Origin of the sequence: Limnohabitans sp., assembly GCF_031539105.1 — a bacterium.
In the GTDB taxonomy this organism is placed as follows: domain Bacteria; phylum Pseudomonadota; class Gammaproteobacteria; order Burkholderiales; family Burkholderiaceae_C; genus Limnohabitans.
This window is the reverse complement of sequence record NZ_JAVKLM010000018.1, coordinates 92025-112849: the sequence shown is the minus strand read 5'-3', so window position 1 is coordinate 112849 and position 20825 is coordinate 92025. Positions and strand designations below refer to the sequence as shown.

Below are 20825 nucleotides of genomic sequence, written 5' to 3'. Positions count from 1 at the left end.
GCATGAACCGCCCCTTTAACTTTTCTGCAGGTCCAGCGGCGATGCCGCTGGAGGTCTTGCAGCAAGCGGCTGCCGAAATGACCGATTGGCAAGGCAGCGGCATGGGTGTGATGGAAATGAGCCATCGCGGCAAAGAGTTCATCAGCATCTACGAACAGGCCGAAGCTGATGTGCGCGAGCTCTTGGCCGTGCCCGCCAACTTCAAAATCTTGTTCATGCAAGGCGGCGGCTTGGCAGAAAACGCCATCGTGCCTTTGAACCTTTCGCGCGGCGAAACCGTCGACGTGGTGGTCACAGGCAGTTGGAGCGAGAAGTCGTTCAAAGAAGCCAGTAAATACTGCACACCACATTTGGCAGCCACGGGTGCTGAAACAAACTTCACCACCCTGCCTGCGCCTACGCAATGGCAACTCAGCGCCAACGCGCAATATGTGCATGTGTGCACCAACGAGACCATCCACGGCGTGGAGTTTCACACCTTGCCAGACCTCAAGGCCTTGGGCTCCGATGCACCTCTGGTGATTGACTTCTCGTCTCATGTGCTCTCGCGCAGCGTCGATTGGTCAAAAGTGGGCGTTGCTTTTGGTGGCGCTCAAAAGAACATCGGCCCTGCCGGTGTGACCTTGGTCATCGTGCGCGAAGACTTGCTGGGTCATGCGCTCAAGGTCTGCCCCAGCGCGTTTAACTACAAAACTGTGGCCGAGCACGGCTCCATGTACAACACGCCGCCCACGTACAGCATCTACATGGCTGGCCTGACCTTCCAGTGGTTGAAACGCCAAGGTGGTGTGGCGGCGATGGAGCAACAAAACATCGCCAAGGCCAAGCTCTTGTATGACTTTTTGGACAACTCTAGCTTCTACAGCAACAAAGTCGCCCATGACTGCCGCTCACGCATGAACGTACCTTTCTTCTTAGCCGACGAGTCGCGCAACGACGCATTTTTGGCTGGTGCCAAAGCTACTGGCTTGTTGCAGCTCAAAGGCCACAAGTCAGTCGGCGGTATGCGTGCCAGCATTTACAACGCCATGCCCATCGAAGGCGTGCAAGCGCTGGTGAGCTACATGCAAGCGTTTGAAAAAACACAGGCTTGATTGAGCATCTGAACGAGCAACAACACCATGAGCCAACAACCCGTTCAATCCGAAGCCCTCGCAGCCTTGCGCGTGCAAATCGACGCGCTCGACAAACAGCTGCTGCAGCTGGTCAACGACCGCGCCAAAGTGGCAGAGCTTGTCGGCGAAATCAAACGCGCTGAAGGCTCGCCCTTCTTCCGCCCTGACCGCGTGGCGCAAGTGATCGACAAAATCACCCAAGCCAACCCCGGTCCGCTCAAAAACGAACACATCGCATCCATCTGGCGTGAAATCATGTCGGCTTGCCTTGCGCTCGAAGCCCCCCAACGCGTGGCGGTGCTCGGCCCACAAGGCACGTTTTGTGAACAAGCGGCGATCGAGTTTTTTGGCAGCGCCGCCAATCTGATTTACTGCGCCAACTTTGACGAAGTCTTCCACGCCACCGCTGCAGGCACCGCCCAATATGGCGTGGTCGGCATGGAAAACTCCACAGAAGGCGTGGTGGCCCGTTCGCTCGATTTGTTCTTGCGCTCACCCGTGCATGTGGTGGGCGAAGTGAGTTTGCTGGTGCGCCACAACCTGATGCGCCAAAGCAATTCGGATGCAGGCATTGAAGTCGTCATGGCCCATCCACAAGCTTTGGCACAGTGCCAAGGCTGGTTGTCGCAACACCTGCCGCATGTGGAGCGCCGTGCCGTGGCCAGCAACGCCGAAGGCGCCCGTTTGGCGGCCACCAACTCCGCTTGGGCCGCCTTGGCCAGCGAGCGCGCAGCCAGCCAGTTTGGCCTGCACATCGTGCACCACGCCATCCAAGACGAGGCCTACAACCGCACACGCTTTGCTGTCATCGCGCTGCCCCAAACCTTGGCCACGCCGCCTGCGTCTGGCAACGACTGCACCAGCTTGGTGGTGTCTGTACCCAACCGTCCGGGTGCTGTGCACGACTTGTTGGTACCGCTCAAAAACAACGGCGTGTCCATGACGCGCTTTGAGTCGCGCCCAGCCAAATCAGGCGAGTGGGAGTACTACTTCTACATCGACATCTCAGGCCACGTCAGCCAGCCCCATGTGGCTGCAGCACTTCAAGAGCTGCAAGGCTTGTGCGCGTTTTACAAAGTCTTGGGTTCTTACCCCGTCTCAGAATGAAATTTCAGCGGCTTGCCCTCATCGGCTGTGGCCTGATGGGCGGCTCGTTTGCGCTCGCCTTGCGCGAGGCTGGTCTGGTGCAAACCATCGTGGGTTTTAGTGCTTCAGAAAAAACTCGCCAGCGCGCCGTCGAGCTCAAGGTCATCGACCAAGCGTGTCACAGTGTTGCCGAAGCTGTGCAAGGTGCCGACCTCGTGTTGCTCGCAGTGCCCGTGGGCGCCATGCACAGCAGCTTTGCCGCCATGCGCGATGTGCTGCAACCCAACGCCTTGCTGATGGATGTAGGCTCGACCAAGTGCGATGTGATTGCTGCTGCACAAGCCACTTTGGGCGAACGGCTGAGCTGCTTTGTGCCCGCCCACCCGATTGCAGGCAAAGAGGTGGCCGGAATTGAACACGCGCAGGCTTCGCTTTACCAAGATCGCCGCACCATCCTCACGCCCTTGCCCAAAACCAGCATCCACAGAATGCAAGCTGCACATGATGTGTGGACGGCAATGGGTAGCCATGTGAGCAACATGACGCCCGAAACGCATGACGCCACGTTTGCAGCCGTCAGCCACCTGCCACACATGTTGGCTTTTGCAGCTGTCAATGCACTCTCAGCCCAGCCACAAGGCGCTTCATTTTTAGACATGGCTGGCCCTGGCTTTCGCGACTTCTCACGCATCGCCGCTAGCGATGCATCCGTGTGGCGTGACATCTTGAGCGCCAACCAAGCTGAAGTGCTCACGCAAGTGGCGCACTTCCGTGCCGCACTTGACCAATTTGAAATCGCCTTGAAATCGGGCGATACCGCCGCGCTACAACAGCTGATTCAACAAGCGAGCGATGTGCGCTCGGCTTGGACATTGCAAGCGGGCAACGCGTGCAACACAGCCTCTGAAGATAAATAGATGTTCTCCACCGCCTTCCTCGACCTCCCTGCGTTGCAAGGTGCATCCGGCACTATCACCCTGCCCGGCTCTAAAAGCATTTCCAATCGCGTGTTGTTGCTCTCGGCGTTGTGCCAAGGCACCACCGTCGTCCACGACCTGCTGGACTCCGACGACACCCGTGTCATGCTCGCCGCGCTGAGCCAACTTGGCTGCGGTGTTGAGCGCCAAGGCACCACCGTGACCATCACGGGTTTGGGCGGTCAACTCAAGCACCACGACGCGATTGAGTTTTTCATGGGCAACGCCGGTACAGCCATGCGACCGCTCACCGCGGCGCTTGCCGTATTGGGTGGCGCCTTCACGCTCAAAGGTGTGCCACGCATGCATGAGCGCCCGATTGGAGATTTGGTCGATGCGCTGCGTTTGCTCGGCTGTTCGATTGACTACTTGGGCAACGACGGTTTTCCTCCGCTGCATATTGGCAAGCCATCGCTCAAGGTGGATGCCCCCATTCAAGTGCGAGGGGATGTGTCGAGCCAGTTCCTCACGGCGTTGTTGATGGCTTTGCCATTGGCGGCAAAGACGCAAGACATCGTGATTGAGGTGGTGGGCGAACTCATCAGCAAGCCCTACATCGACATCACGCTCAACCTGTTGGCGCGTTACGGCATTGCCGTCCAGCGCGATGGCTGGCAGCGTTTTACGATTCCACAGGGGTCCAACTATCAATCGCCCGGCACGATTCACGTCGAAGCCGATGCATCGTCTGCCAGCTACTTCATCGCGCTAGGAGCCATTGCCGAAGGCGATTCGTCAAAGGGCTCGAAGGGTGACGGCATTCGCATTCAAGGCGTGGGCGCTGACTCGATTCAAGGCGACATCCGTTTCATGGACGCCGCCGAGCAAATGGGCGCCAAAATTACCAGCGGCCCCAATTGGCTCGAAATCAACCGCGGCGCTTGGCCACTCAAAGGCATAACCCTCGACTGCAACCACATCCCTGATGCAGCCATGACGCTGGCTGTGATGGCGCTCTACGCCGACGGCCCCACCACATTGCGCAACATCGCCAGTTGGCGTGTGAAAGAAACCGACCGCATTGTGGCCATGGCCACTGAATGCCGCAAACTGGGGGCAACGGTGGAAGAAGGCCCAGACTGGATCACGGTTCACCCAATGCCGAAAGGCAACTGGAAAGCCGCCAGCATTCACACCTACGACGACCACCGCGTCGCCATGTGCTTTTCGCTCGCTGCATTCAATGCCGACCAGGTGCCCGTGCGCATTGAAGACCCCAAGTGCGTGGCCAAAACCTTCCCCGATTACTTCGAAGCTTTGTTCTCTGTGTCGCACGCCAACACGCAAGACATCCCCGTCATTTGCATCGACGGGCCAACGGCCTCGGGCAAGGGCACTTTGGCTAGCCGTGTGGCGCAGGCTTTGGGTTACCACTACCTCGATTCAGGCGCACTCTATCGCGTGACTGCCTATGCGGCGTTGAAAGCTGGCTTGTTGCTGGAAGCCAACGACGAAGCACGCATTGCTGACCTCGCCCGCACCCTGCCCGTTCGCTTCGAAGGCGAAGCGGTGTGGCTGGGCGACGAAGACGTGAGCGACGCCATTCGCACCGAACAAGCGGGCATGAATGCTTCTAAAGTATCTGTTTTACCTGCCGTTCGTACTGCTTTGGTGGCCCTACAGCACAACTTCCAGCGCCTCCCCGGCCTACTGGCCGATGGCCGCGACATGGGCACCGTCATCTTCCCCCATGCGCCTTTGAAAGTGTTTTTGACGGCGAGCGCCGCGCAACGTGCCGAGCGTCGTCATAAGCAGTTGATTTCAAAGGGGATTTCGACTACACTCGATGGTCTTCGCGCCGATTTAGAGGCCCGCGACGCACGCGATTCATCGCGCAGCGTGGCGCCCTTGAAAGCGGCACAAGATGCTTACCAACTCGACAACTCGTCGCTCTCTATCGAAGCCTCGGTAGATCAAGTGTTGACGTGGTGGCAAGCCAAGCAGCCTTTTTAAAAGGCCGCGCAAACTGGCCCGTTTGGCTCCTCTCGCGCTGCATTGGCGCACTGGCCCAACGGATCTAAAACTTAACCCGTGGCTCACGCCACAAAACCACCGCTTATCGCAGGCCCATGTGGCGTAGCAATGTCGCTGCCCTCTTTCCCGTGATGAGACTAAGGAAAAAAATGTCTGAATCTTTTGCCGCCCTATTTGAAGAATCCCTGAAGCGCTCCGAAATGCGCACAGGTGAAGTGATCACTGCTGAAGTGATCCGCATCGAGCACAACCACGTTGTGGTGAACGCTGGCCTCAAGTCTGAAGCCTACGTGCCAATCGAAGAATTCAAGAATGACAAGGGCGAGCTCGAAGTCCAAGCTGGCGACTTCGTGTCAGTTGCGATCGGTAGCGTTGAAAACGGCTACGGCGACACCATTTTGAGCCGCGACACTGCCAAGCGTTTGGCATCGTGGATGAGCTTGGAAAAAGCTCTGGAATCTGGCGAGTTTGTCACTGGTACAACCAGCGGCAAAGTCAAGGGTGGCTTGACCGTGTTGGTCAACGGCATCCGCGCCTTCTTGCCTGGTTCATTGATCGACACACGTCCGATCAAAGACTTGTCTCCTTACGAGAACAAGACCATGGAATTCAAAGTTATCAAGCTCGACCGCAAGCGCAACAACGTCGTGTTGTCACGCCGCGCTGTGGTGGAAGCTTCGATGGGCGAAGAGCGCGCCAAGTTGATGGAGACTTTGAAAGAAGGCTCGATCGTCAATGGTGTGGTCAAGAACATCACCGAATACGGTGCATTCGTGGACTTGGGCGGCATCGACGGCCTGTTGCACATCACCGACATGGCATGGCGTCGTGTGCGTCACCCCTCTGAAGTGGTCACGGCTGGTCAAGAAATCACTGCCAAGATCCTCAAGTTTGACACCGAGAAAAACCGCGTGTCCTTGGGTCTCAAGCAAATGGGCGACGATCCTTGGATGGGCGTCAACCGCCGCTACCCACAAAGCACTCGCTTGTTCGGCAAGATCACCAACATCGCCGATTACGGCGCGTTTGTGGAACTCGAACCCGGCATCGAAGGCTTGGTGCACGTGTCTGAAATGGACTGGACCAACAAGAACGTGGCTCCTTCCAAGATCGTGTCATTGGGTGACGAAGTCGAAGTCATGGTCCTCGAGATCGACGAAGACAAGCGCCGCATCAGCTTGGGCATGAAGCAATGCAAAGCTAACCCTTGGCAAGATTTTGCTCAAAACACCAAGCGCGGCGACCGCGTGAAGGGCCCAATCAAGTCGATCACCGACTTCGGCGTGTTCGTTGGCTTGGCTGCCGGTATCGACGGTTTGGTTCACTTGTCTGACTTGTCTTGGAACGAAACCGGCGAAAACGCTGTGCGTGAATTCAAGAAGGGTCAAGAAGTTGAGGCTTTGGTCTTGGCTGTGGACGTGGACCGCGAGCGCATCAGCTTAGGTATCAAACAACTCGACTCAGACCCATTCACCACCTTCGTGTCGATCAACGACAAAGGCCAAACCGTTACCGGTAAGGTTAAGACTGTGGATGCCAAGGGCGCTGAAATCGACCTGGGCGAAGACATCATCGGCTACTTGCGCGTCAGCGAAATTTCACGTGACCGCGTGGAAGACGCAAGCCACGTGTTGAAAGTCGGCGACGAAGTGACGGCTGTGGTGGTGAACGTGGATCGCAAGACCCGCAACATCCAGTTGTCGATCAAAGCCAAAGACGCTGTGGACCAACAAGAAGCCATGGCTTCGTTGTCACACCAGTCGAAGAGCGAAAACGCTGGTACGACCAGCTTGGGCGCTTTGTTGCGCGCTAAGCTCGACAACAACTGATGACCCGTTCAGACCTGGTCGAAGAACTGGCTGCCCGCTTTGGGCAGCTCACGCACCGCGATGCCGAGTTCGCTGTCAAGACGCTTCTTGACGCGATGAGCGACGCGCTGGTGCGCGGGCACCGCATTGAGTTGCGTGGCTTTGGCAGTTTTTCGATCAACCGTCGCCCGCCTCGCATGGGACGCAACCCGCGTTCCGGCGAAAGCGTGGCGATTCCTGAGAAACGTGTGCCTCATTTCAAACCGGGCAAAGCCCTGCGCGAAGCGGTGGACACACGCACCCAAGAATTGTTGGCGGGGTCTGCACCCAAAGGTTGATCAACGGTTTTTTCAAATGGCCGCAAGGCTAAAATGGTCCTCGTCACAGAGGAGCTAACTTGAAAAACCTCATGTGGCTGCTTCAGTTGTTACTGAAAGCAGCCATTTTTTTTACCCTGTTCGCTTTTGCACTGAACAACCAACACGATGCCGTGGTCCATTTCTTTTTTGGCACCACGTGGAGCGCGCCGTTGGTGTTGGTGCTGCTGACCGTCTTCGTCATGGGCGTGGCAGTGGGCGTGATTGGCATGGTGCCGCGCTGGTGGAAGCACCGCCGCTTGGCACAACTGGCCAGCACCTCAACCTCTAAGCCGACAGTTTCAGCCCCCTCTTCTGCGGACCCTACACATGGAATTTGACCTCAGCTGGATTTTGCTGGGCTTGCCCCTCGCCTTTATCTTGGGCTGGGTTGCCTCGCGCATGGACTTGCGCCAGCTGCGCCTTGAAAACCGCCAAACACCCAAAGCGTATTTCAAAGGCTTGAACTACTTGCTGAACGAACAGCAAGACCAAGCCATCGACGCCTTCATCGAGGCCGTGCAACACGACCCCGACACCTCAGAGCTGCACTTTGCCTTGGGCAATTTGTTTCGCCGCCGTGGGGAATATGAACGCGCCGTGCGTGTGCACCAGCACTTGCTGTCACGGGGTGACTTGAGCCAAACCGAGCACGACCGTGCACAGCATGCCCTCGCTTTGGACTACCTCAAAGCCGGCTTGCTCGACCGCGCCGAAGAAGCGCTCAGCAAACTCGAAGGTACGGCCCATGAAGCACAAGCGCACTTGGCCTTGCTTAGCATTTACGAGCGCTCACGCGATTGGGCCAAGGCCTCTGTGGTTGCTAAAAAACTAGGCGACAGCGGCCAAGGCAGCTTTCAAGGCCGCTTGGCGCATTATTTGTGCGAAGAAGCTGAAAGCCTGGATGTCACGCAGCATGCAGCCCAAGTGGTGGTCTTGTTGATGCAAGCCACAGATGCGGCTCCCAACAATGCGCGGGCGCGCATGGCCTTGGCGAAAACATACGAACAAACAAACCGCTCAGCTGAAGCTTATGCCACGCTAGAAAACTTGGCCGCACAAGTGCCCTCGTCTTTGCCTTTGCTCGCGCCCAAGCTGGCGGCTTTGGCGCAGTCCTTGAACTGCACACCCAAAGCCTTGGCATTGCTTGAAACCAGCTACGCCAAAACCCCATCGCTCGATGTGCTCAACGCCATCGTCACGCTGCGCAAAGCCCAAGGTGACGCCAACACGGGCGGATTGTTTGCCAAACACTTGGAGCGTGAACCTTCGTTGGTGGCTGCCACACAGTGGATTGCCAATGAAAAGTTTGAGCACGAAGAATTTCACCCACAAGTGCAACGCGCCCTTGAACGCGCCGCCAAGCCACTGCAACGCTACCGCTGCGCAGCTTGCGGCTTTGAAGCCAGCCAACACTTTTGGCAATGTCCGGGCTGCCAAGCTTGGGACAGCTACCCCGCACGACGCGTGGAGGAACTATGACCCTAAGCACGCCAGTCACCCTAGAACAACTCAGCCATGCCCACGTGTTGGTCGTGGGCGATGTCATGCTCGACCGCTATTGGTATGGCGCCGTCGACCGCATCAGCCCCGAAGCACCCGTACCCGTGGTGCGTATCACGCGTGAAGAAAACCGCTTGGGCGGCTGCGCCAACGTGGCCTACAACGTGGTGAGCTTGGGGGGCAAAGCTTCGCTCTTGTCCGTCGTCGGCGATGACGATGCCAGCCACTTGTTGGAAGACTTAGTCGCCAAGACCGGTATCGCACCACACTTTGGTCGCGACAGCCAACTCAAAACCACCGTCAAGCTGCGCGTCATTGGCCGCCAACAGCAGCTGCTGCGCGTGGACTTTGAAAACACGCCGCAAAACGAAGTGCTGGCCTCACAAACCGACCAGTTCATGCAATTGCTGGCTAACCACAACGTGGTGCTGTTCTCGGACTATGGCAAAGGCGGTTTGGCACATGTGTCGCAAATGATTGCAGCAGCTCGTGCCGCGGGCAAAACTGTGCTGATTGATCCAAAAGGCAGCGACTATTCACGATATGCAGGCGCCACGTGCATCACACCCAACCGCGCTGAACTCGAACAAGTCATTGGCAAATGGAGCACCGAAGCCGAGCTGGTGCAAAAAGCCCACGCCTTGCGCCAAGAGCTCAAGCTCAATACCCTGCTGCTGACCCGCAGCGAAGAAGGCATGACCTTGTTCGATGCGCAAGGCGAGCTGACAGTGTCTGCCCAAGCACGCGAAGTGTTTGATGTCACAGGCGCTGGCGACACTGTGATTGCCACCTTGGCCACCTTGGTGGCTGCTGGCTTGAGCCTGCGCGAAGCCATGCCATTGGCGAACAAGGCTGGCGGTGTGGTGGTGGGCAAGTTTGGTACCGCCACGGTCAGCTACGAAGAATTGATGGCCTGAGTCAAGACCATAGCCAATCAGGAAAAATTATGAAAATCGTCGTCACAGGCGCCGCTGGTTTTATCGGCAGCAACATCATCAAGGGCTTGAACGCTCGCGGCATCACCAACATCATTGCGGTGGATGACCTGACTGAGGGTGACAAGTTTCGCAACATTGCCGACTTAAAAATTGCCGACTACCTCGACAAAGATGTGTTCTACGAGCTCTTTGCCGAGAACGCGTTTGGCAAAGTTGAGGCCGTGTTCCACGAAGGCGCTTGCAGCGACACCATGGAGAGTGACGGCAAGTACATGATGGACAACAACTACACGCTCTCATGCGGTTTGTTCAACGCCTGCCAGCAAAGCGGCACACGTTTGCTGTACGCCTCATCAGCAGCGACGTATGGCGGGAGCGACACCTTTGTGGAGTCGCCCGAGTTTGAGTTGCCACTCAATGTGTATGGCTACTCTAAGTTGTTGTTTGATCAACGCATGCGTTTGGAGTGCCACAACAACTTCAAGAAATTCAAGCGTCAAGTGGTGGGCTTTCGATACTTCAACGTCTATGGGCCACGCGAGCAACACAAAGGCCGCATGGCCAGCGTGGCGTTTCACCAATTCAATCAGTTCAACGCTGAAGGCAAAGTGAAGTTGTTTGGCGAATACGGCGGCTACGCCCAAGGCGCACAAATGCGCGACTTCGTCTTCATCGACGACGTGGTGGCTGTGAACCTGTGGTTCTTGGACAACCCAGACAAGTCTGGCATCTTCAACCTTGGCTCTGGCCGCGCACAGCCCTTCAACGATGTGGCCTTGTCGGTGGTCAACGCCATGCGTGCGAAGAAGGGTGAATCAGCGCTTGATTTGGCCGGTGCTGCCAAAGCGGGTTTGATCGAATACGTGCCCTTCCCCGACGCGCTGCGTGGCAAATACCAGTGCTACACACAAGCCGATCTGACTAACCTACGCGCCAGCGGTTGCGACCACCAATTTGCCGATGTGCAAAGCGGTGTCACGCAATACATGGCGACCCTGGCTAAATAAGCCTCTCATCCATGAGCACACTGCCAAATATCTTGGGTGATGGCTCTGTATTCAAAGCAGCGAAGCGCGTCGCTCAGCTTGGCTTATTGCGCGTTTTATTTCGTGCGTTGGTCAGCAGCTTGATCGTGCTGATGTGCGGCAACACAGCCCTAGCGCTAGACATCAACCAAGCCAGCGAGGCAGAGTTAGACAGCATCAAAGGCATGGGTCCAGCACTCAGCGCCAAGGTGCTCAAAGCCCGTGCGCAAGGGCCGTTCATAAATTGGGCCGATCTGATGCAGCGTGTCTCAGGCATTCGACAAAACAAATCTAAGCAGTTGTCAGAGCAAGGCTTGACCGTCAATGGCCAAGCGTTCGCTACAAAGCCTTAGCAGCAATCAAAGCGGCTAACGCATCTTCACGCCAAAACGCGGTAGCAGCGAAGAAACCTTCCCACACACAGCCATTGCAACCACGCCCGCAGCATGTGGTGGGCTCAGGCGGTGGCGTACGTAAGACGACACCCCATTGCACGGCAAGCGCTTGCGCCTCAGCGAAAAAGGCCTGTGCGCTAGGCCCATCGCTCAAAGACATGCAAGCTAAAGATTCGATGCTCATGCACGAATCCTAGCCGCACCGCGAGCGCTTATTTGTGAGCGTTAGCGAAGAACAATTGCTCGCCACCAATTTTGTAGCCGTTGATCGAGGCTTGGCCCGCAGGCGATACCACCCAATCCACAAACTTCTGCGCCAAATCAGCTTTGACATGCGGATGCTTGGCTGGGTTAACCACCATCACGCCGTACTGGTTGAACAAACTCTTGTCGCCTTCGACCAAGATTTGCAAATCTTGACGGTTCTTGAAGTTCAACCATGTGCCACGATCCGTCAACGCATACGCACCGGTGGATGAGGCAATGTTCAGCGCTGGGCCCATGCCGCAACCACACTCTTTGTAGCCTGCGCCTTTGTTGTTTAAGCTGGCCTGTTTCCAAAAGCGCAATTCAGCAGCATGTGTACCACTCTTGTCGCCGCGCGACACAAAGCCAGCCTGTGTGTTGGCCACTTTTTGCAAGGCAGACACAATGTCTTTGCCGCGGGCTTTGGCAGGGTCATTGGCGGGGCCCACCAACACGAAGTCGTTGTACATCACAGGCAGACGCTTCAAACTAAAGCCTTCGGCGACAAACTTTTCTTCGGCCACTTGATCGTGCACAAACAGCACGTCAGCGTCGCCGCGACGGCCGGTGTCCAAGGCTTGGCCGGTGCCTAAAGCCACCACCTTGACGTCAATGCCCGTGGCTTGTTTGAAAGCGGGCAGCAAATGCGAGAACAAACCGGATTGCTCGGTCGAAGTGGTGGATGCCATCACGATGCTGGGTGCTTGCGCCTGCGCAACGCTGCTGCCCAATGTCAAAGCCACAGCCAACAAACTGGCCAATGAAATTAAATGCTGACGACGTGTCATCCCAACTCTCCTTTTAAAAACAAATGCGCCTCGGGGTGACTCTCACCCAAAGGTCGATTGAAAAACTCATCTACGGGTAGGTCGGCCAAGACGCGGCCCGCCTCCAAATAAATCACACGCGTCGCCAAGCGCTTCACTTGGCCCAAGTTGTGGCTGCTAAACAGCAGGCTCACAGGCGACGCGGCCACCCAATCAGCCAATAAGCGCTCCACCTCGCGTTTGGCATGCGGGTCTAGGCTAGAGGTCGGCTCGTCCAACAATACAAAGTTGGGCTTCAAGGCCCACGCCCTTGCCAAAGCCAAGCGCTGCTGCTGGCCACCCGACAAGGTGCGTGCGGAGCGCTCGGCCATGTCTTGCAAACCCACACGTTCTAACGCCTGCCTAGCCAGCAAATGCGCCTCACGCCAAGGCGTGCCTTGCAGCCACAGCCCCCACATGACGAAGCGCAGCACCGAGGTACGCAGCATGTGCGGGCGCTGAAACACCATGGCTTGGTGCACCTCAATGGGCACCGATACTTGACCGCCAGACACCTTGAGCAACCCATGCGCAACACGCAACAGCGTGCTTTTGCCAGAACCGTTTGCGCCCACCAAGGCCACACGCTCACCCGCCTGCATGTGCAAATGCACGGCATGCAAAGCCACGTGCGTGTCAAACTGCACCGATACATCTCGCAAGCTCAAGACGGCACTCATACCAACACCCCCTGCACGGGGTCGGCACCCGCACCGTCGATACGTTGTCGCCAGCGACGCAAGGCTGAAATCAACACATTCAACAGCAGCACCACGCTCATCAGCACCAGCCCCAAGGCCAGCGCCAAGGGCAAATCGCCTTTGCTGGTTTCCAGCGCAATGGCTGTCGTCATCACTCGGGTGAAGCCTTCGATGTTGCCGCCCACCACCATCACCGCACCCACTTCTGAAATGGCCCGGCCAAAGGCCGCGATCAACACGGTGAGCAAGGCATAACGCTCGTCCCACGCCAGCAACACGCTGCGCAGCCAAGGCTGAGCGCCCAGCGACTGCAGCTGCTCGCCGTGGTTGCGTTCGGCATCTTCAACACATTGACGGGTCAATGCGGTGACCACGGGTAACACCAAAATAGCTTGCGCCAGCACCATGGCCTTGAGGCTGAACAACCACCCCAAGTGCCCCAAAGGCCCCGTGCGCGACAGCAGCAAATACACCAACAACCCCACCACCACAGAGGGCAGCGCCAGCAAAGTATTGAGCACAGTTAGAAGCGCATCGCGCCCCGCAAAACGCGCAACGCCCAGCCAAGCGCCCAGCACCACACCAAGGCTGCACGCCAAGGCCGTGGCCAGCACACTCACCCAAAGAGAACGGCCCACGATGGACCAAAGCACGGGGTCTAATTCAGTCAGCAAATGAAGCGCAGTCAGCGCGGTATCGGTAAACGTCGTCATAAATCAATCAAAACTTCAGTTATCGTAGCCAGCTACTCAATACCCCAACATATGTAATTCTGTGCATAGCGTCCACTTTCACTACACACTCGGTCATCGTGATGACACCGACACCGCTTCAAATACAGAAGCGGCTTTGTTGCGTCATCCCTTGATGGACTTGCTGCAAGCGGTCGCACAACAGGGTTCCATCTCTGCGGCAGCGCGCGAGCTGAACCTGTCCTACCGGCATGTTTGGGGTGAGCTCAAGCGCTGGGAAGATGAGCTGGGCCACGAGCTCATCATTTGGGAAAAGGGCCAGTCAGCCAAGCTCACCGAATTTGGCGATAAGCTCATGTGGGCCGAGCGCCAAACCCAAGCCCGTCTGGCCCCCCAACTCGAAGTCTTGCGCGCCGACCTAGAGCGCACCTTTGCCGTGGCCTTTGACCCGGATGCCCATGTGCTGACGCTCTACGCCAGCCACGACGACGCCCTGCCCCGTTTGCGCGAACACGCTGCCAGCGCAGGTCTGCATTTAGATATCCGCTTTTGCGGCAGCGTTGACGCCATTCGCGCCCTCAACGAAGGCCGTTGCACCTTGGCTGGCTTTCACACCCAAAGCCAGCCCAGCGACACCTCGCACACCGCCAAGGCTTACCGCGATTTGCTCCAACCCGGTCTGCACAAAATCATCGGCTTTGCCACGCGCACCCAAGGCCTCATCACCGCCACTGGCAACCCCAAGCAACTGCACAGTTTGGCCGATGTGGTCAAGACCCAAGCCCGTTTTGTGCAACGTAGCCCCGGCACGGGTACACGCGTACTGCTAGACGACTTGCTCGCTCAAGCTGAACTGAGTATCCAAGACCTCAACAACTGGCCTGACGAAGAGCCTTCGCACACGGCACTGGCCGAGGCCATTGCCTCTGGACGCTGCGATGTGGGTTTGGGCATCGAGAGCACCGCCCGTGCGAGGGGCCTTGGCTTTGTAGCCCTGGTTCAAGAAGAGTTCCATTTGGTGTGTCTCAAGTCTGCGCTTGACACCCCCGCCACCCAAGCTCTGCGGCAATTTTTACAAGAGCAAACCTGGCAGCAAGTGCTGAACTCATTGCCGGGCTATCAAACCCAACACAGCGGCGAGGTGCAATCCCTCAGCAAACGCTTGCCTTGGTGGACCTTCAAACGCGCGAAGAAAATTAATTAATACCCTTTGCTTCGTTTGAACTTTTTTCAAAGACACCCCTAAAACTTCAGCACAACAAGGGCTGACAAAGCCTTAGTCTTGGTACCATCGCAGGTTGGCAAAAAATGGAGGCACTCAGTGTCAAAACTTCTTAAATTTGCATTAGGCGTTGACCGCATCAGTGAGCAGTTTGGCCACGTGGCGGCATTTGGCGTTTTAGCGGCGGCCGTGATTTCGGCTGGCAATGCATTCATTCGTTACGGTTTCGATATCAGCTCAAATGGCTGGCTTGAAATCCAGTGGTACTTGTTTGCCGCGACGGTCATGTTGGGCGCACCTTTGGTACTCAAACTCAACGAACACGTACGCGTGGACTTGTTCTACGGCAAACTCAAAGACAAAGGCCCCGTGTATGTGGACTTGTTTGGTTTGGTGCTGTTCTTGTTGCCCGTGATGGCCATGTTGGCGTGGTTGAGCTTTCCCTTGTTTCTCAAGATGCTGCTCACCAACGAAATGTCTAGCAACGCAGGTGGCCTGATTCGTTGGCCCGCCATGCTTCTTCTCCCCTTGGGCTTTGCTTGGATGTTCTTGCAAGGCGTGAGTGAAATCATCAAGCGCGTGTCTTACTTGCAAGGCAAGTTTGAGATGGACACGCACTACGAAAAGCCAGTGCAATAAGGACTCATGATCATGCAAATGGAAAACTTCGCACCCATCATGTTTGTCGGCCTTGTGCTGACAATGTTGATTGGCTTCCCGGTAGCGTTCTCGCTGTCGTTCTTAGGCTTGGCTTGTGGTCTCTTCGCCATCAGCATGGACTGGTTCCCCGTGAGCTTCATGTCCAACTTGCCGTTGAACATTTTTGGCATTCTCAGCAACGACTTGTTGTTGGCTATTCCCTTCTTCACCTTCATGGGTGCCATTCTTGAAAAGTGTGGCCTCGCAGAAGACATGCTCGACTCGATGGGTCAGCTCTTTGGTACCGTGCGCGGTGGCTTGGGTTACTCAGTCATCATCGTGGGCTTCATCTTGGGCGCCATCACAGGTACGGTAGCTGGCCAAGTGATTGCCATGGCATTGATTTCTCTACCTGTGATGATTCGCTACGGCTACAACATGCGCTACGCCACAGGCGTGCTGGCAGCCTCAGGCACCATCACGCAGTTGGTGCCACCCTCACTCGTGTTGGTGGTGATGGCTGACCAACTCGGACGCTCTGTGGGCGATATGTACAAAGGCGCCTGGGGCCCTTCAATGCTGCAAGTCGGCATCTTTGCGCTCTACACCTTTGGCTTGAGCATCATCAAACCTGAACACGTGCCTGGCATTCCTAAAGAAGCACGCACGGCCGATGGCTTCCACCTGTGGATGAAGTGCTTGCGCGGCATCATCCCCTCCGCTTTCTTGATCTTCGCTGTGTTGGGCTCCATGGGCGGCTTGCCCGGCATCGACACAGCCATCGCCACCCCCACTGAAGCGGGTGCCATGGGTTGCGTGGGCGCCTTGATTTTGGCTGCCATCCATAACCGTTTGGACAAAGACCTGATTTGGCAAGCCATGAACAGCACCATGCGCCTCACAGCCATGGTGGTCTTCATCTTGATCGGCTCACGCGTGTTCTCGATGGTGTTCCAAGGTGTGGACGGTGCCAAGTGGGTGGAGCATTTGTTAACTGGTTTGCCAGGCGGTCAAGTGGGCTTCCTCGTGGTGGTCAACATCTTCATCTTCTTCTTGGCGTTCTTCTTGGACTTCTTTGAAATCGCCTTCATCATCTTGCCTATGCTCGGCCCCGTTGCCGAGAAGATGGGCATCGACATGGTGTGGTTCGGCGTGTTGCTGTGCGTGAACATGCAAACCAGCTTCATGCATCCACCGTTCGGCTTTGCGCTGTTCTATTTGCGCGGCATTGCCGACACGCTGTTCAAAGAAGGCCGCATCGAAAAACCCGTCAAGTCCAACGACATCTACATGGGCGCCATTCCTTGGGTGATCATGCAGCTGATCTTGGTGGTGATCGTGATCTTCGTGCCTGAGACCGTGACCATGTTCTTGGACAAAGAAGAAAAGGTCGACCTCGACAAGGTTGTCATTGAAATGCCCACCGAGCAAGAAGTACCCGAAGCCGAGCTCAAACTCGACGGCGCCAAGCCATCGGCAGGCGAAAGCGCTGCCGAAGAGCAAAAGCGCATGGAAGACTTGTTTAAGAAATAAAGTCTGTCACAACGACCAGCCCCTCCGGCTCATCCGTGAGGGGCTTTTTCTTGCCAGAACAAAGCACACACCATGTCTACACCTGATACCTCCCCGAGCTCTGACTCGCCCGCTGCACAGCTGGCCGCCTTGGGTCCCAAGCCTTTTGTTTTTCATCCCACCACAGACACGATTGAAGGCCCTGCTTTCTCTCGTGCGTTTCAAGCCATCACTTGGGTCACGCTGCTGGGCTCTGGCTATTGGCTGCTCAGCCTGTGGCAAGAAGGTAAGTTTGGCGGGGATACCGGCTTAGGGGGCCTTCGCGCTGCGGGTTGGTTCGTGTTGGGTTGGAGCTTGTTGGCGTGGACCACTTGGCATGTCATGTTCAGCCGTGCGCGCTTGGACGACAAGGGCATTCACCAAACATGGATTTGGGACAAGCACATGAGCTACGACGAGCTGGCCTATGCCAAGCTCATCCGCATTCGCGGCTTGGAGTGGTTCATGGCACCGCGCTTTTATGTGCGCACCCTGCTGGGCAAATTTGCCGTGTTTTACGTGAGCAGCCCGCATGTGCAACAGGAGTGCGAACGCCTGAGTACCGAGCTGTCCGCGTTTCGTGAGTTTTAAAGCGATCTTTAAAACAGCTGAACACCGACCATAAAAAAACCGCGCCGAGGCGCGGTTTTTTGTTCAAGCGAAGGCTGAATTACAGCTTTTGCTTTTGCATGAACTGGTCAAATTTCATTTCTGTAAATTGGAACCACAAGTTGGCATCACCACGGAACTTGGCGTAGTCGGTGTAGACCTTTTTCCAGTTGGCGTTCTTGGCACTGATTTCATCGTAGAAAGCCATGGATTCTTTGAAGGCCGCAGCCATCACGTCTTTCGGGAACTCGCGCAACTTAGTGCCAGAGCCCACCAACTGCTTCAAGGCAGCGGGGTTACGTGCGTCGTACTTGGCTTGCATGTCGGTGTGTGCCATGGCCGCAGCGGCTTCCACAATAGCCTTGTACTCTGGCGACAGGGCATTAAATGCTTTGTCGTTGATGAAGAAGTCGAGCTGTGGGCCACCTTCCCAGAAACCTGGGTAGTAGTAGAAAGGCGCGACCTTGCTGAAGCCCAATTTCAAATCGTCATATGGGCCAATCCACTCGGCTGAGTCGATGGTGCCTTTTTCCAGGGCTGGGTAAATATCGCCGCCAGGAATGTTTTGTGGCACAACGCCCAAACGCTCCAACACCTTGCCGCCGAAGCCGCCGATACGGAACTTCAAGCCTTTGAGGTCAGCCACAGATTTGATTTCTTTACGGAACCAGCCACCCATTTGAGCGCCCGTGTTGCCGCCTGGGAAGTTGATGATGTTGTACTTGGCGTAGAACTCGCGCATCAGCTTCAAGCCGTTGCCTTCGTACATCCAAGCTGTCGTTTGACGGCTGTTCAAGCCGAAAGGAATGGCGCAACCCAAAGCAAACGTTTCGTCCTTACCGAAGAAGTAGTAAGGGGCTGTGTGAGCCATTTCGATGGAGCCTTGTTGCACACCGTCAACCACGCCGAACGCGGGCATGATTTCACCAGCAGCATGCACCGAGATTTCAAACTTACCACCCGACATGGCTTTGACAGCCTTGGCAAAGGTATCGGCAGCACCGTGAATGGTGTCGAGCGATTTAGGAAAGCTAGAAGCCAAGCGCCAACGAACGTTGGCTTGCTGTTGTGCATGCACTGCGGGGGCTGCACCGGCAGCCAAGATACCTGCAATACCTGCGTTTTTAATGACGGAACGACGGTCCATAGAAGACTCCCTTGAGTTGTTGATACAAATCGTTTTTAGGGCCCACATTTGTGACGCGAGGCCCAGAACGATGGGGCATTGTATGCAGTTGTAAATGCCTCTAGACGCGCGGGTTTACCCCCAAAGAACTTGTATTTCAAAATTCTTTTGAGGGTGTGAAATTACTTCAATAAAAAGTTAATTCAAAAGCGTTGCAAAACGCTTTTCGATGGACGCTTGAATACCTGCTGCATCCAGTCCCAACTCAGCCAGCAGTTGCGCATGGTCACCGTGCTCGGTGAACACATCGCCAATGCCCAACACCAACACAGGTTTGGGTTGTTGCAGCTCTTGCAAAGCCTCCAGCACCGCTGAGCCAGCACCACCCATGATGGCGCCCTCTTCCACCGTGACCAAAGCATCGTGGGTAGCTGCAATTTGGGCCAACAATTCTGTGTCGAGTGGCTTGGCCCAACGCATGTTCACCACCGTGGCATTGAGGGCTTCGCCCGCTTGCAACGCGGGGTAGAGCAAGGTACCGAACGCAAGGATGGCAATGCGTTTGCCTTCGCGGCGTACTTCACCTTTGCCAAAGGGCAGAGCATTCAAACCAGGCTGCACGGGCACACCAGCGCCCGCGCCGCGTGGGTAACGCACTGCCACGCAATGGTCTTGTTGGTAGGCCGTGGTCAGCAACTGGCGGCACTCGTTTTCGTCTGCAGGGCAAGCCATGCTGACGTTAGGAATGCACCGCATGAAAGGAATGTCATACAAGCCTGCGTGCGTCGCACCGTCAGCACCCACAATGCCTGCGCGGTCCAGTGCCAACACCATGGGCAGCTTTTGCAAAGCCACATCATGAATGACTTGGTCATACGCGCGCTGCAAGAAGGTGGAGTAAATCGCCACCACAGGTTTCAGGCCTTCACAGGCTAGACCGGCGGCAAACGTGAGGGCGTGTTGCTCTGCAATGCCCACGTCGTGGTAACGCTCAGGAAAGCGTTTGTTGAACTCGACCATGCCCGAACCCTCGCGCATGGCAGGGGTGATGCCAACCAACAGCGGATCGTGCTCGGCCATGTCGCACAGCCATTGGCCGAACACTTGGGTGAAGGTGGTTTTGGCGGGGCTTGTCGCAGGCACCAAACCCACCGCAGGATCAAACTTGCCTGGGCCGTGGTAAGCCACAGGGTCGGCCTCAGCCAGCTTGTAGCCCTGACCTTTTTTGGTCACCACATGCAGAAACTGCGGGCCATCTAAGTGCTTGATGTTTTCAAGTGTGGGAATGAGGGAATCAAGGTCGTGTCCATCAATCGGGCCGATGTAGTTGAAGCCAAATTTTTCAAACAAAGTGGCGGGAACCACCATACCCTTGGCATGTTCTTCAAAGCGCTTGGCCAGTTCAAACAAGGGCGGCGCACCTTTGAGAACTTGCTTGCCCACCTCTTTGGCCGTCGCGTAAAACTTGCCGCTCATCAGTTGCGCCAAATAGCGGTTGAGCGCGCCCACGGGCGGGCTGATGGACATGTCGTTGTCGTTCAAGATGACGAGCAGCTTGGACGTGGACACCCCACCGTTGTTCAAAGCCTCAAAGGCCATGCCTGCGGTCATTGCGCCGTCACCGATGACAGCAATGGCGTGGCGTTGCTCGCCTTTTTGCTGTGCGGCAATGGCCATGCCCAAAGCAGCCGAAATGCTGGTGGACGAGTGCGCGGTGCCGAAGGCGTCGTACGCGCTTTCGTCACGACGCGGAAAACCACTCAAGCCGTGGCGTTGGCGCAGCGTGCCCATTTGGTCACGGCGACCCGTCAAAATTTTGTGGGGGTAAGTTTGGTGGCCGACGTCCCACACGATGCGGTCGTGCGGTGTGTTGAAGACATAGTGCAGAGCCACGGTCAACTCGACCGTACCGAGGTTAGAGCTCAGGTGCCCGCCTGTTTTGGCGACGCTGTTGAGCACGAAAGAGCGCAACTCATCTGCCACAGCTGGCAACTGGTGACGTGGCACCGCACGCAGGTCGGCGGGCGAGTTGATGGTTTGCAGCAAATTAGGCATA

21 protein-coding genes are annotated in these 20825 nt (G+C 56.4%); 15 read left to right on the top strand and 6 right to left on the bottom strand.

Translation table 11 applies throughout. The features are described from left to right. Positions 1-2: 2 nt before the first annotated feature. The 11 genes from serC to RMR24_RS05085 all read left to right on the top strand — a co-directional run bounded on the left by serC (position 3) and on the right by RMR24_RS05085 (position 11135). Positions 3-1094, top strand: a complete 1092-nt coding sequence (gene serC, locus RMR24_RS05135) for a 3-phosphoserine/phosphohydroxythreonine transaminase (RefSeq protein WP_310614008.1) — start codon at positions 3-5, stop codon at positions 1092-1094. Positions 1095-1121: 27 nt separating this feature from the next. Next, positions 1122-2222 (top strand): prephenate dehydratase, encoded by a 1101-nt coding sequence (gene pheA, locus RMR24_RS05130; protein WP_310614007.1) that lies wholly within the window; start codon positions 1122-1124, stop codon positions 2220-2222. After that, positions 2219-3118, top strand: a complete 900-nt coding sequence (locus tag RMR24_RS05125; RefSeq protein WP_310614006.1) for a prephenate dehydrogenase/arogenate dehydrogenase family protein — start codon at positions 2219-2221, stop codon at positions 3116-3118. Before pheA ends, RMR24_RS05125 begins: the two co-directional genes overlap by 4 nt. Next, positions 3119-5131 carry a bifunctional 3-phosphoshikimate 1-carboxyvinyltransferase/cytidylate kinase gene (locus RMR24_RS05120; protein WP_310614005.1) on the top strand — a complete coding sequence of 671 codons (2013 nt, stop codon included), beginning with the start codon at positions 3119-3121 and terminating at the stop codon, positions 5129-5131. Between the two features lie 170 nt (positions 5132-5301). Then, positions 5302-6981, top strand: coding sequence for a 30S ribosomal protein S1 (gene rpsA / locus RMR24_RS05115; RefSeq protein WP_310614004.1), 1680 nt, complete (start codon positions 5302-5304; stop codon positions 6979-6981). Continuing rightward, the gene (locus RMR24_RS05110; RefSeq protein WP_108357859.1) at positions 6981-7298 is read left to right on the top strand and encodes an integration host factor subunit beta; all 318 of its coding nucleotides are present in this window, start codon (positions 6981-6983) and stop codon (positions 7296-7298) included. The genes rpsA and RMR24_RS05110 overlap by 1 nt, the downstream gene beginning before the upstream one ends. 59 nt (positions 7299-7357) lie before the next feature. Next, positions 7358-7657 (top strand): lipopolysaccharide assembly protein LapA domain-containing protein, encoded by a 300-nt coding sequence (locus RMR24_RS05105; RefSeq protein ID WP_310614003.1) that lies wholly within the window; start codon positions 7358-7360, stop codon positions 7655-7657. After that, positions 7647-8798 (top strand): lipopolysaccharide assembly protein LapB, encoded by a 1152-nt coding sequence (gene lapB / locus RMR24_RS05100; protein WP_310614002.1) that lies wholly within the window; start codon positions 7647-7649, stop codon positions 8796-8798. Before RMR24_RS05105 ends, lapB begins: the two co-directional genes overlap by 11 nt. Further along, complete coding sequence (gene rfaE1, locus RMR24_RS05095; protein WP_310614001.1) at positions 8795-9736, top strand: D-glycero-beta-D-manno-heptose-7-phosphate kinase; 942 nt, start codon at positions 8795-8797, stop codon at positions 9734-9736. Before lapB ends, rfaE1 begins: the two co-directional genes overlap by 4 nt. A 29-nt stretch (positions 9737-9765) precedes the next feature. After that, on the top strand, positions 9766-10764 hold the full coding sequence (gene rfaD / locus RMR24_RS05090; RefSeq protein WP_310614000.1) for an ADP-glyceromanno-heptose 6-epimerase: 999 nt from the start codon (positions 9766-9768) through the stop codon (positions 10762-10764). Between the two features lie 11 nt (positions 10765-10775). Beyond that, positions 10776-11135, top strand: a complete 360-nt coding sequence (locus RMR24_RS05085) for a helix-hairpin-helix domain-containing protein (protein ID WP_310613999.1) — start codon at positions 10776-10778, stop codon at positions 11133-11135. Here the strand turns inward: RMR24_RS05085 and RMR24_RS05080 are convergent. From RMR24_RS05080 to RMR24_RS05065, 4 genes are read right to left on the bottom strand one after another with little or no spacing between them, the layout of a single operon-like run. Then, positions 11122-11361, bottom strand: coding sequence for an oxidoreductase-like domain-containing protein (locus RMR24_RS05080; protein ID WP_310613998.1), 240 nt, complete (start codon positions 11359-11361; stop codon positions 11122-11124). The genes RMR24_RS05085 and RMR24_RS05080 overlap by 14 nt on opposite strands. A 28-nt stretch (positions 11362-11389) precedes the next feature. Beyond that, positions 11390-12211, bottom strand: coding sequence for a substrate-binding domain-containing protein (locus RMR24_RS05075; protein ID WP_310613997.1), 822 nt, complete (start codon positions 12209-12211; stop codon positions 11390-11392). Beyond that, positions 12208-12909 carry an ATP-binding cassette domain-containing protein gene (locus RMR24_RS05070; protein WP_310613996.1) on the bottom strand — a complete coding sequence of 234 codons (702 nt, stop codon included), beginning with the start codon at positions 12907-12909 and terminating at the stop codon, positions 12208-12210. Before RMR24_RS05070 ends, RMR24_RS05075 begins: the two co-directional genes overlap by 4 nt. Then, entirely contained in the window at positions 12906-13643 is a 738-nt protein-coding gene (locus RMR24_RS05065; RefSeq protein ID WP_310613995.1) for an ABC transporter permease, read from the bottom strand. Before RMR24_RS05065 ends, RMR24_RS05070 begins: the two co-directional genes overlap by 4 nt. A gap of 61 nt (positions 13644-13704) precedes the next feature. On the opposite strand from RMR24_RS05065, the gene RMR24_RS05060 reads away from it, so the two are divergent. From RMR24_RS05060 to RMR24_RS05045, 4 genes are all read left to right on the top strand, one after another. Then, positions 13705-14826, top strand: coding sequence for a substrate-binding domain-containing protein (locus RMR24_RS05060; RefSeq protein WP_310613994.1), 1122 nt, complete (start codon positions 13705-13707; stop codon positions 14824-14826). A gap of 117 nt (positions 14827-14943) precedes the next feature. Then, a complete protein-coding gene (locus RMR24_RS05055) occupies positions 14944-15483 on the top strand; it encodes a TRAP transporter small permease subunit (protein WP_310613993.1) in 540 nt (179 codons plus the stop codon). A 12-nt stretch (positions 15484-15495) separates the two neighbouring features. Beyond that, on the top strand, positions 15496-17016 hold the full coding sequence (locus RMR24_RS05050; protein WP_310613992.1) for a TRAP transporter large permease subunit: 1521 nt from the start codon (positions 15496-15498) through the stop codon (positions 17014-17016). Between the two features lie 72 nt (positions 17017-17088). Then, a complete protein-coding gene (locus RMR24_RS05045) occupies positions 17089-17625 on the top strand; it encodes a hypothetical protein (protein WP_310613991.1) in 537 nt (178 codons plus the stop codon). 79 nt (positions 17626-17704) lie between these two features. On the opposite strand, the gene RMR24_RS05040 is transcribed toward RMR24_RS05045, so the two are convergent. Together RMR24_RS05040 and dxs are read right to left on the bottom strand one after the other, a co-directional pair. Further along, positions 17705-18790: a TRAP transporter substrate-binding protein gene (locus RMR24_RS05040; protein WP_310613990.1), complete on the bottom strand. Its 1086-nt coding sequence runs from the start codon at positions 18788-18790 to the stop codon at positions 17705-17707. A 177-nt stretch (positions 18791-18967) separates the two neighbouring features. After that, positions 18968-20824: a 1-deoxy-D-xylulose-5-phosphate synthase gene (dxs, locus tag RMR24_RS05035; protein ID WP_310613989.1), complete on the bottom strand. Its 1857-nt coding sequence runs from the start codon at positions 20822-20824 to the stop codon at positions 18968-18970. Position 20825: the final 1 nt, after the last annotated feature.

Excerpts from the sequence above, each read along its gene's own strand:
- rfaE1 (WP_310614001.1), top strand. The coding sequence starts at position 8,795 with ATGACCCTAAGCACGCCAGTCACCCTAGAACAACTCAGCCATGCCCAC.
- serC (WP_310614008.1), top strand. The coding sequence starts at position 3 with ATGAACCGCCCCTTTAACTTTTCTGCAGGTCCAGCGGCGATGCCGCTG.
- pheA (WP_310614007.1), top strand. The coding sequence starts at position 1,122 with ATGAGCCAACAACCCGTTCAATCCGAAGCCCTCGCAGCCTTGCGCGTG.
- RMR24_RS05120 (WP_310614005.1), top strand. The coding sequence starts at position 3,119 with ATGTTCTCCACCGCCTTCCTCGACCTCCCTGCGTTGCAAGGTGCATCC.
- lapB (WP_310614002.1), top strand. The coding sequence starts at position 7,647 with ATGGAATTTGACCTCAGCTGGATTTTGCTGGGCTTGCCCCTCGCCTTT.
- RMR24_RS05040 (WP_310613990.1), bottom strand. The coding sequence starts at position 18,790 with ATGGACCGTCGTTCCGTCATTAAAAACGCAGGTATTGCAGGTATCTTG.
- RMR24_RS05085 (WP_310613999.1), top strand. The coding sequence starts at position 10,776 with ATGAGCACACTGCCAAATATCTTGGGTGATGGCTCTGTATTCAAAGCA.
- RMR24_RS05070 (WP_310613996.1), bottom strand. The coding sequence starts at position 12,909 with ATGAGTGCCGTCTTGAGCTTGCGAGATGTATCGGTGCAGTTTGACACG.
- RMR24_RS05065 (WP_310613995.1), bottom strand. The coding sequence starts at position 13,643 with ATGACGACGTTTACCGATACCGCGCTGACTGCGCTTCATTTGCTGACT.
- RMR24_RS05125 (WP_310614006.1), top strand. The coding sequence starts at position 2,219 with ATGAAATTTCAGCGGCTTGCCCTCATCGGCTGTGGCCTGATGGGCGGC.
- rpsA (WP_310614004.1), top strand. The coding sequence starts at position 5,302 with ATGTCTGAATCTTTTGCCGCCCTATTTGAAGAATCCCTGAAGCGCTCC.
- RMR24_RS05045 (WP_310613991.1), top strand. The coding sequence starts at position 17,089 with ATGTCTACACCTGATACCTCCCCGAGCTCTGACTCGCCCGCTGCACAG.
- RMR24_RS05050 (WP_310613992.1), top strand. The coding sequence starts at position 15,496 with ATGCAAATGGAAAACTTCGCACCCATCATGTTTGTCGGCCTTGTGCTG.
- dxs (WP_310613989.1), bottom strand. The coding sequence starts at position 20,824 with ATGCCTAATTTGCTGCAAACCATCAACTCGCCCGCCGACCTGCGTGCG.
- rfaD (WP_310614000.1), top strand. The coding sequence starts at position 9,766 with ATGAAAATCGTCGTCACAGGCGCCGCTGGTTTTATCGGCAGCAACATC.
- RMR24_RS05075 (WP_310613997.1), bottom strand. The coding sequence starts at position 12,211 with ATGACACGTCGTCAGCATTTAATTTCATTGGCCAGTTTGTTGGCTGTG.
- RMR24_RS05110 (WP_108357859.1), top strand. The coding sequence starts at position 6,981 with ATGACCCGTTCAGACCTGGTCGAAGAACTGGCTGCCCGCTTTGGGCAG.
- RMR24_RS05080 (WP_310613998.1), bottom strand. The coding sequence starts at position 11,361 with ATGAGCATCGAATCTTTAGCTTGCATGTCTTTGAGCGATGGGCCTAGC.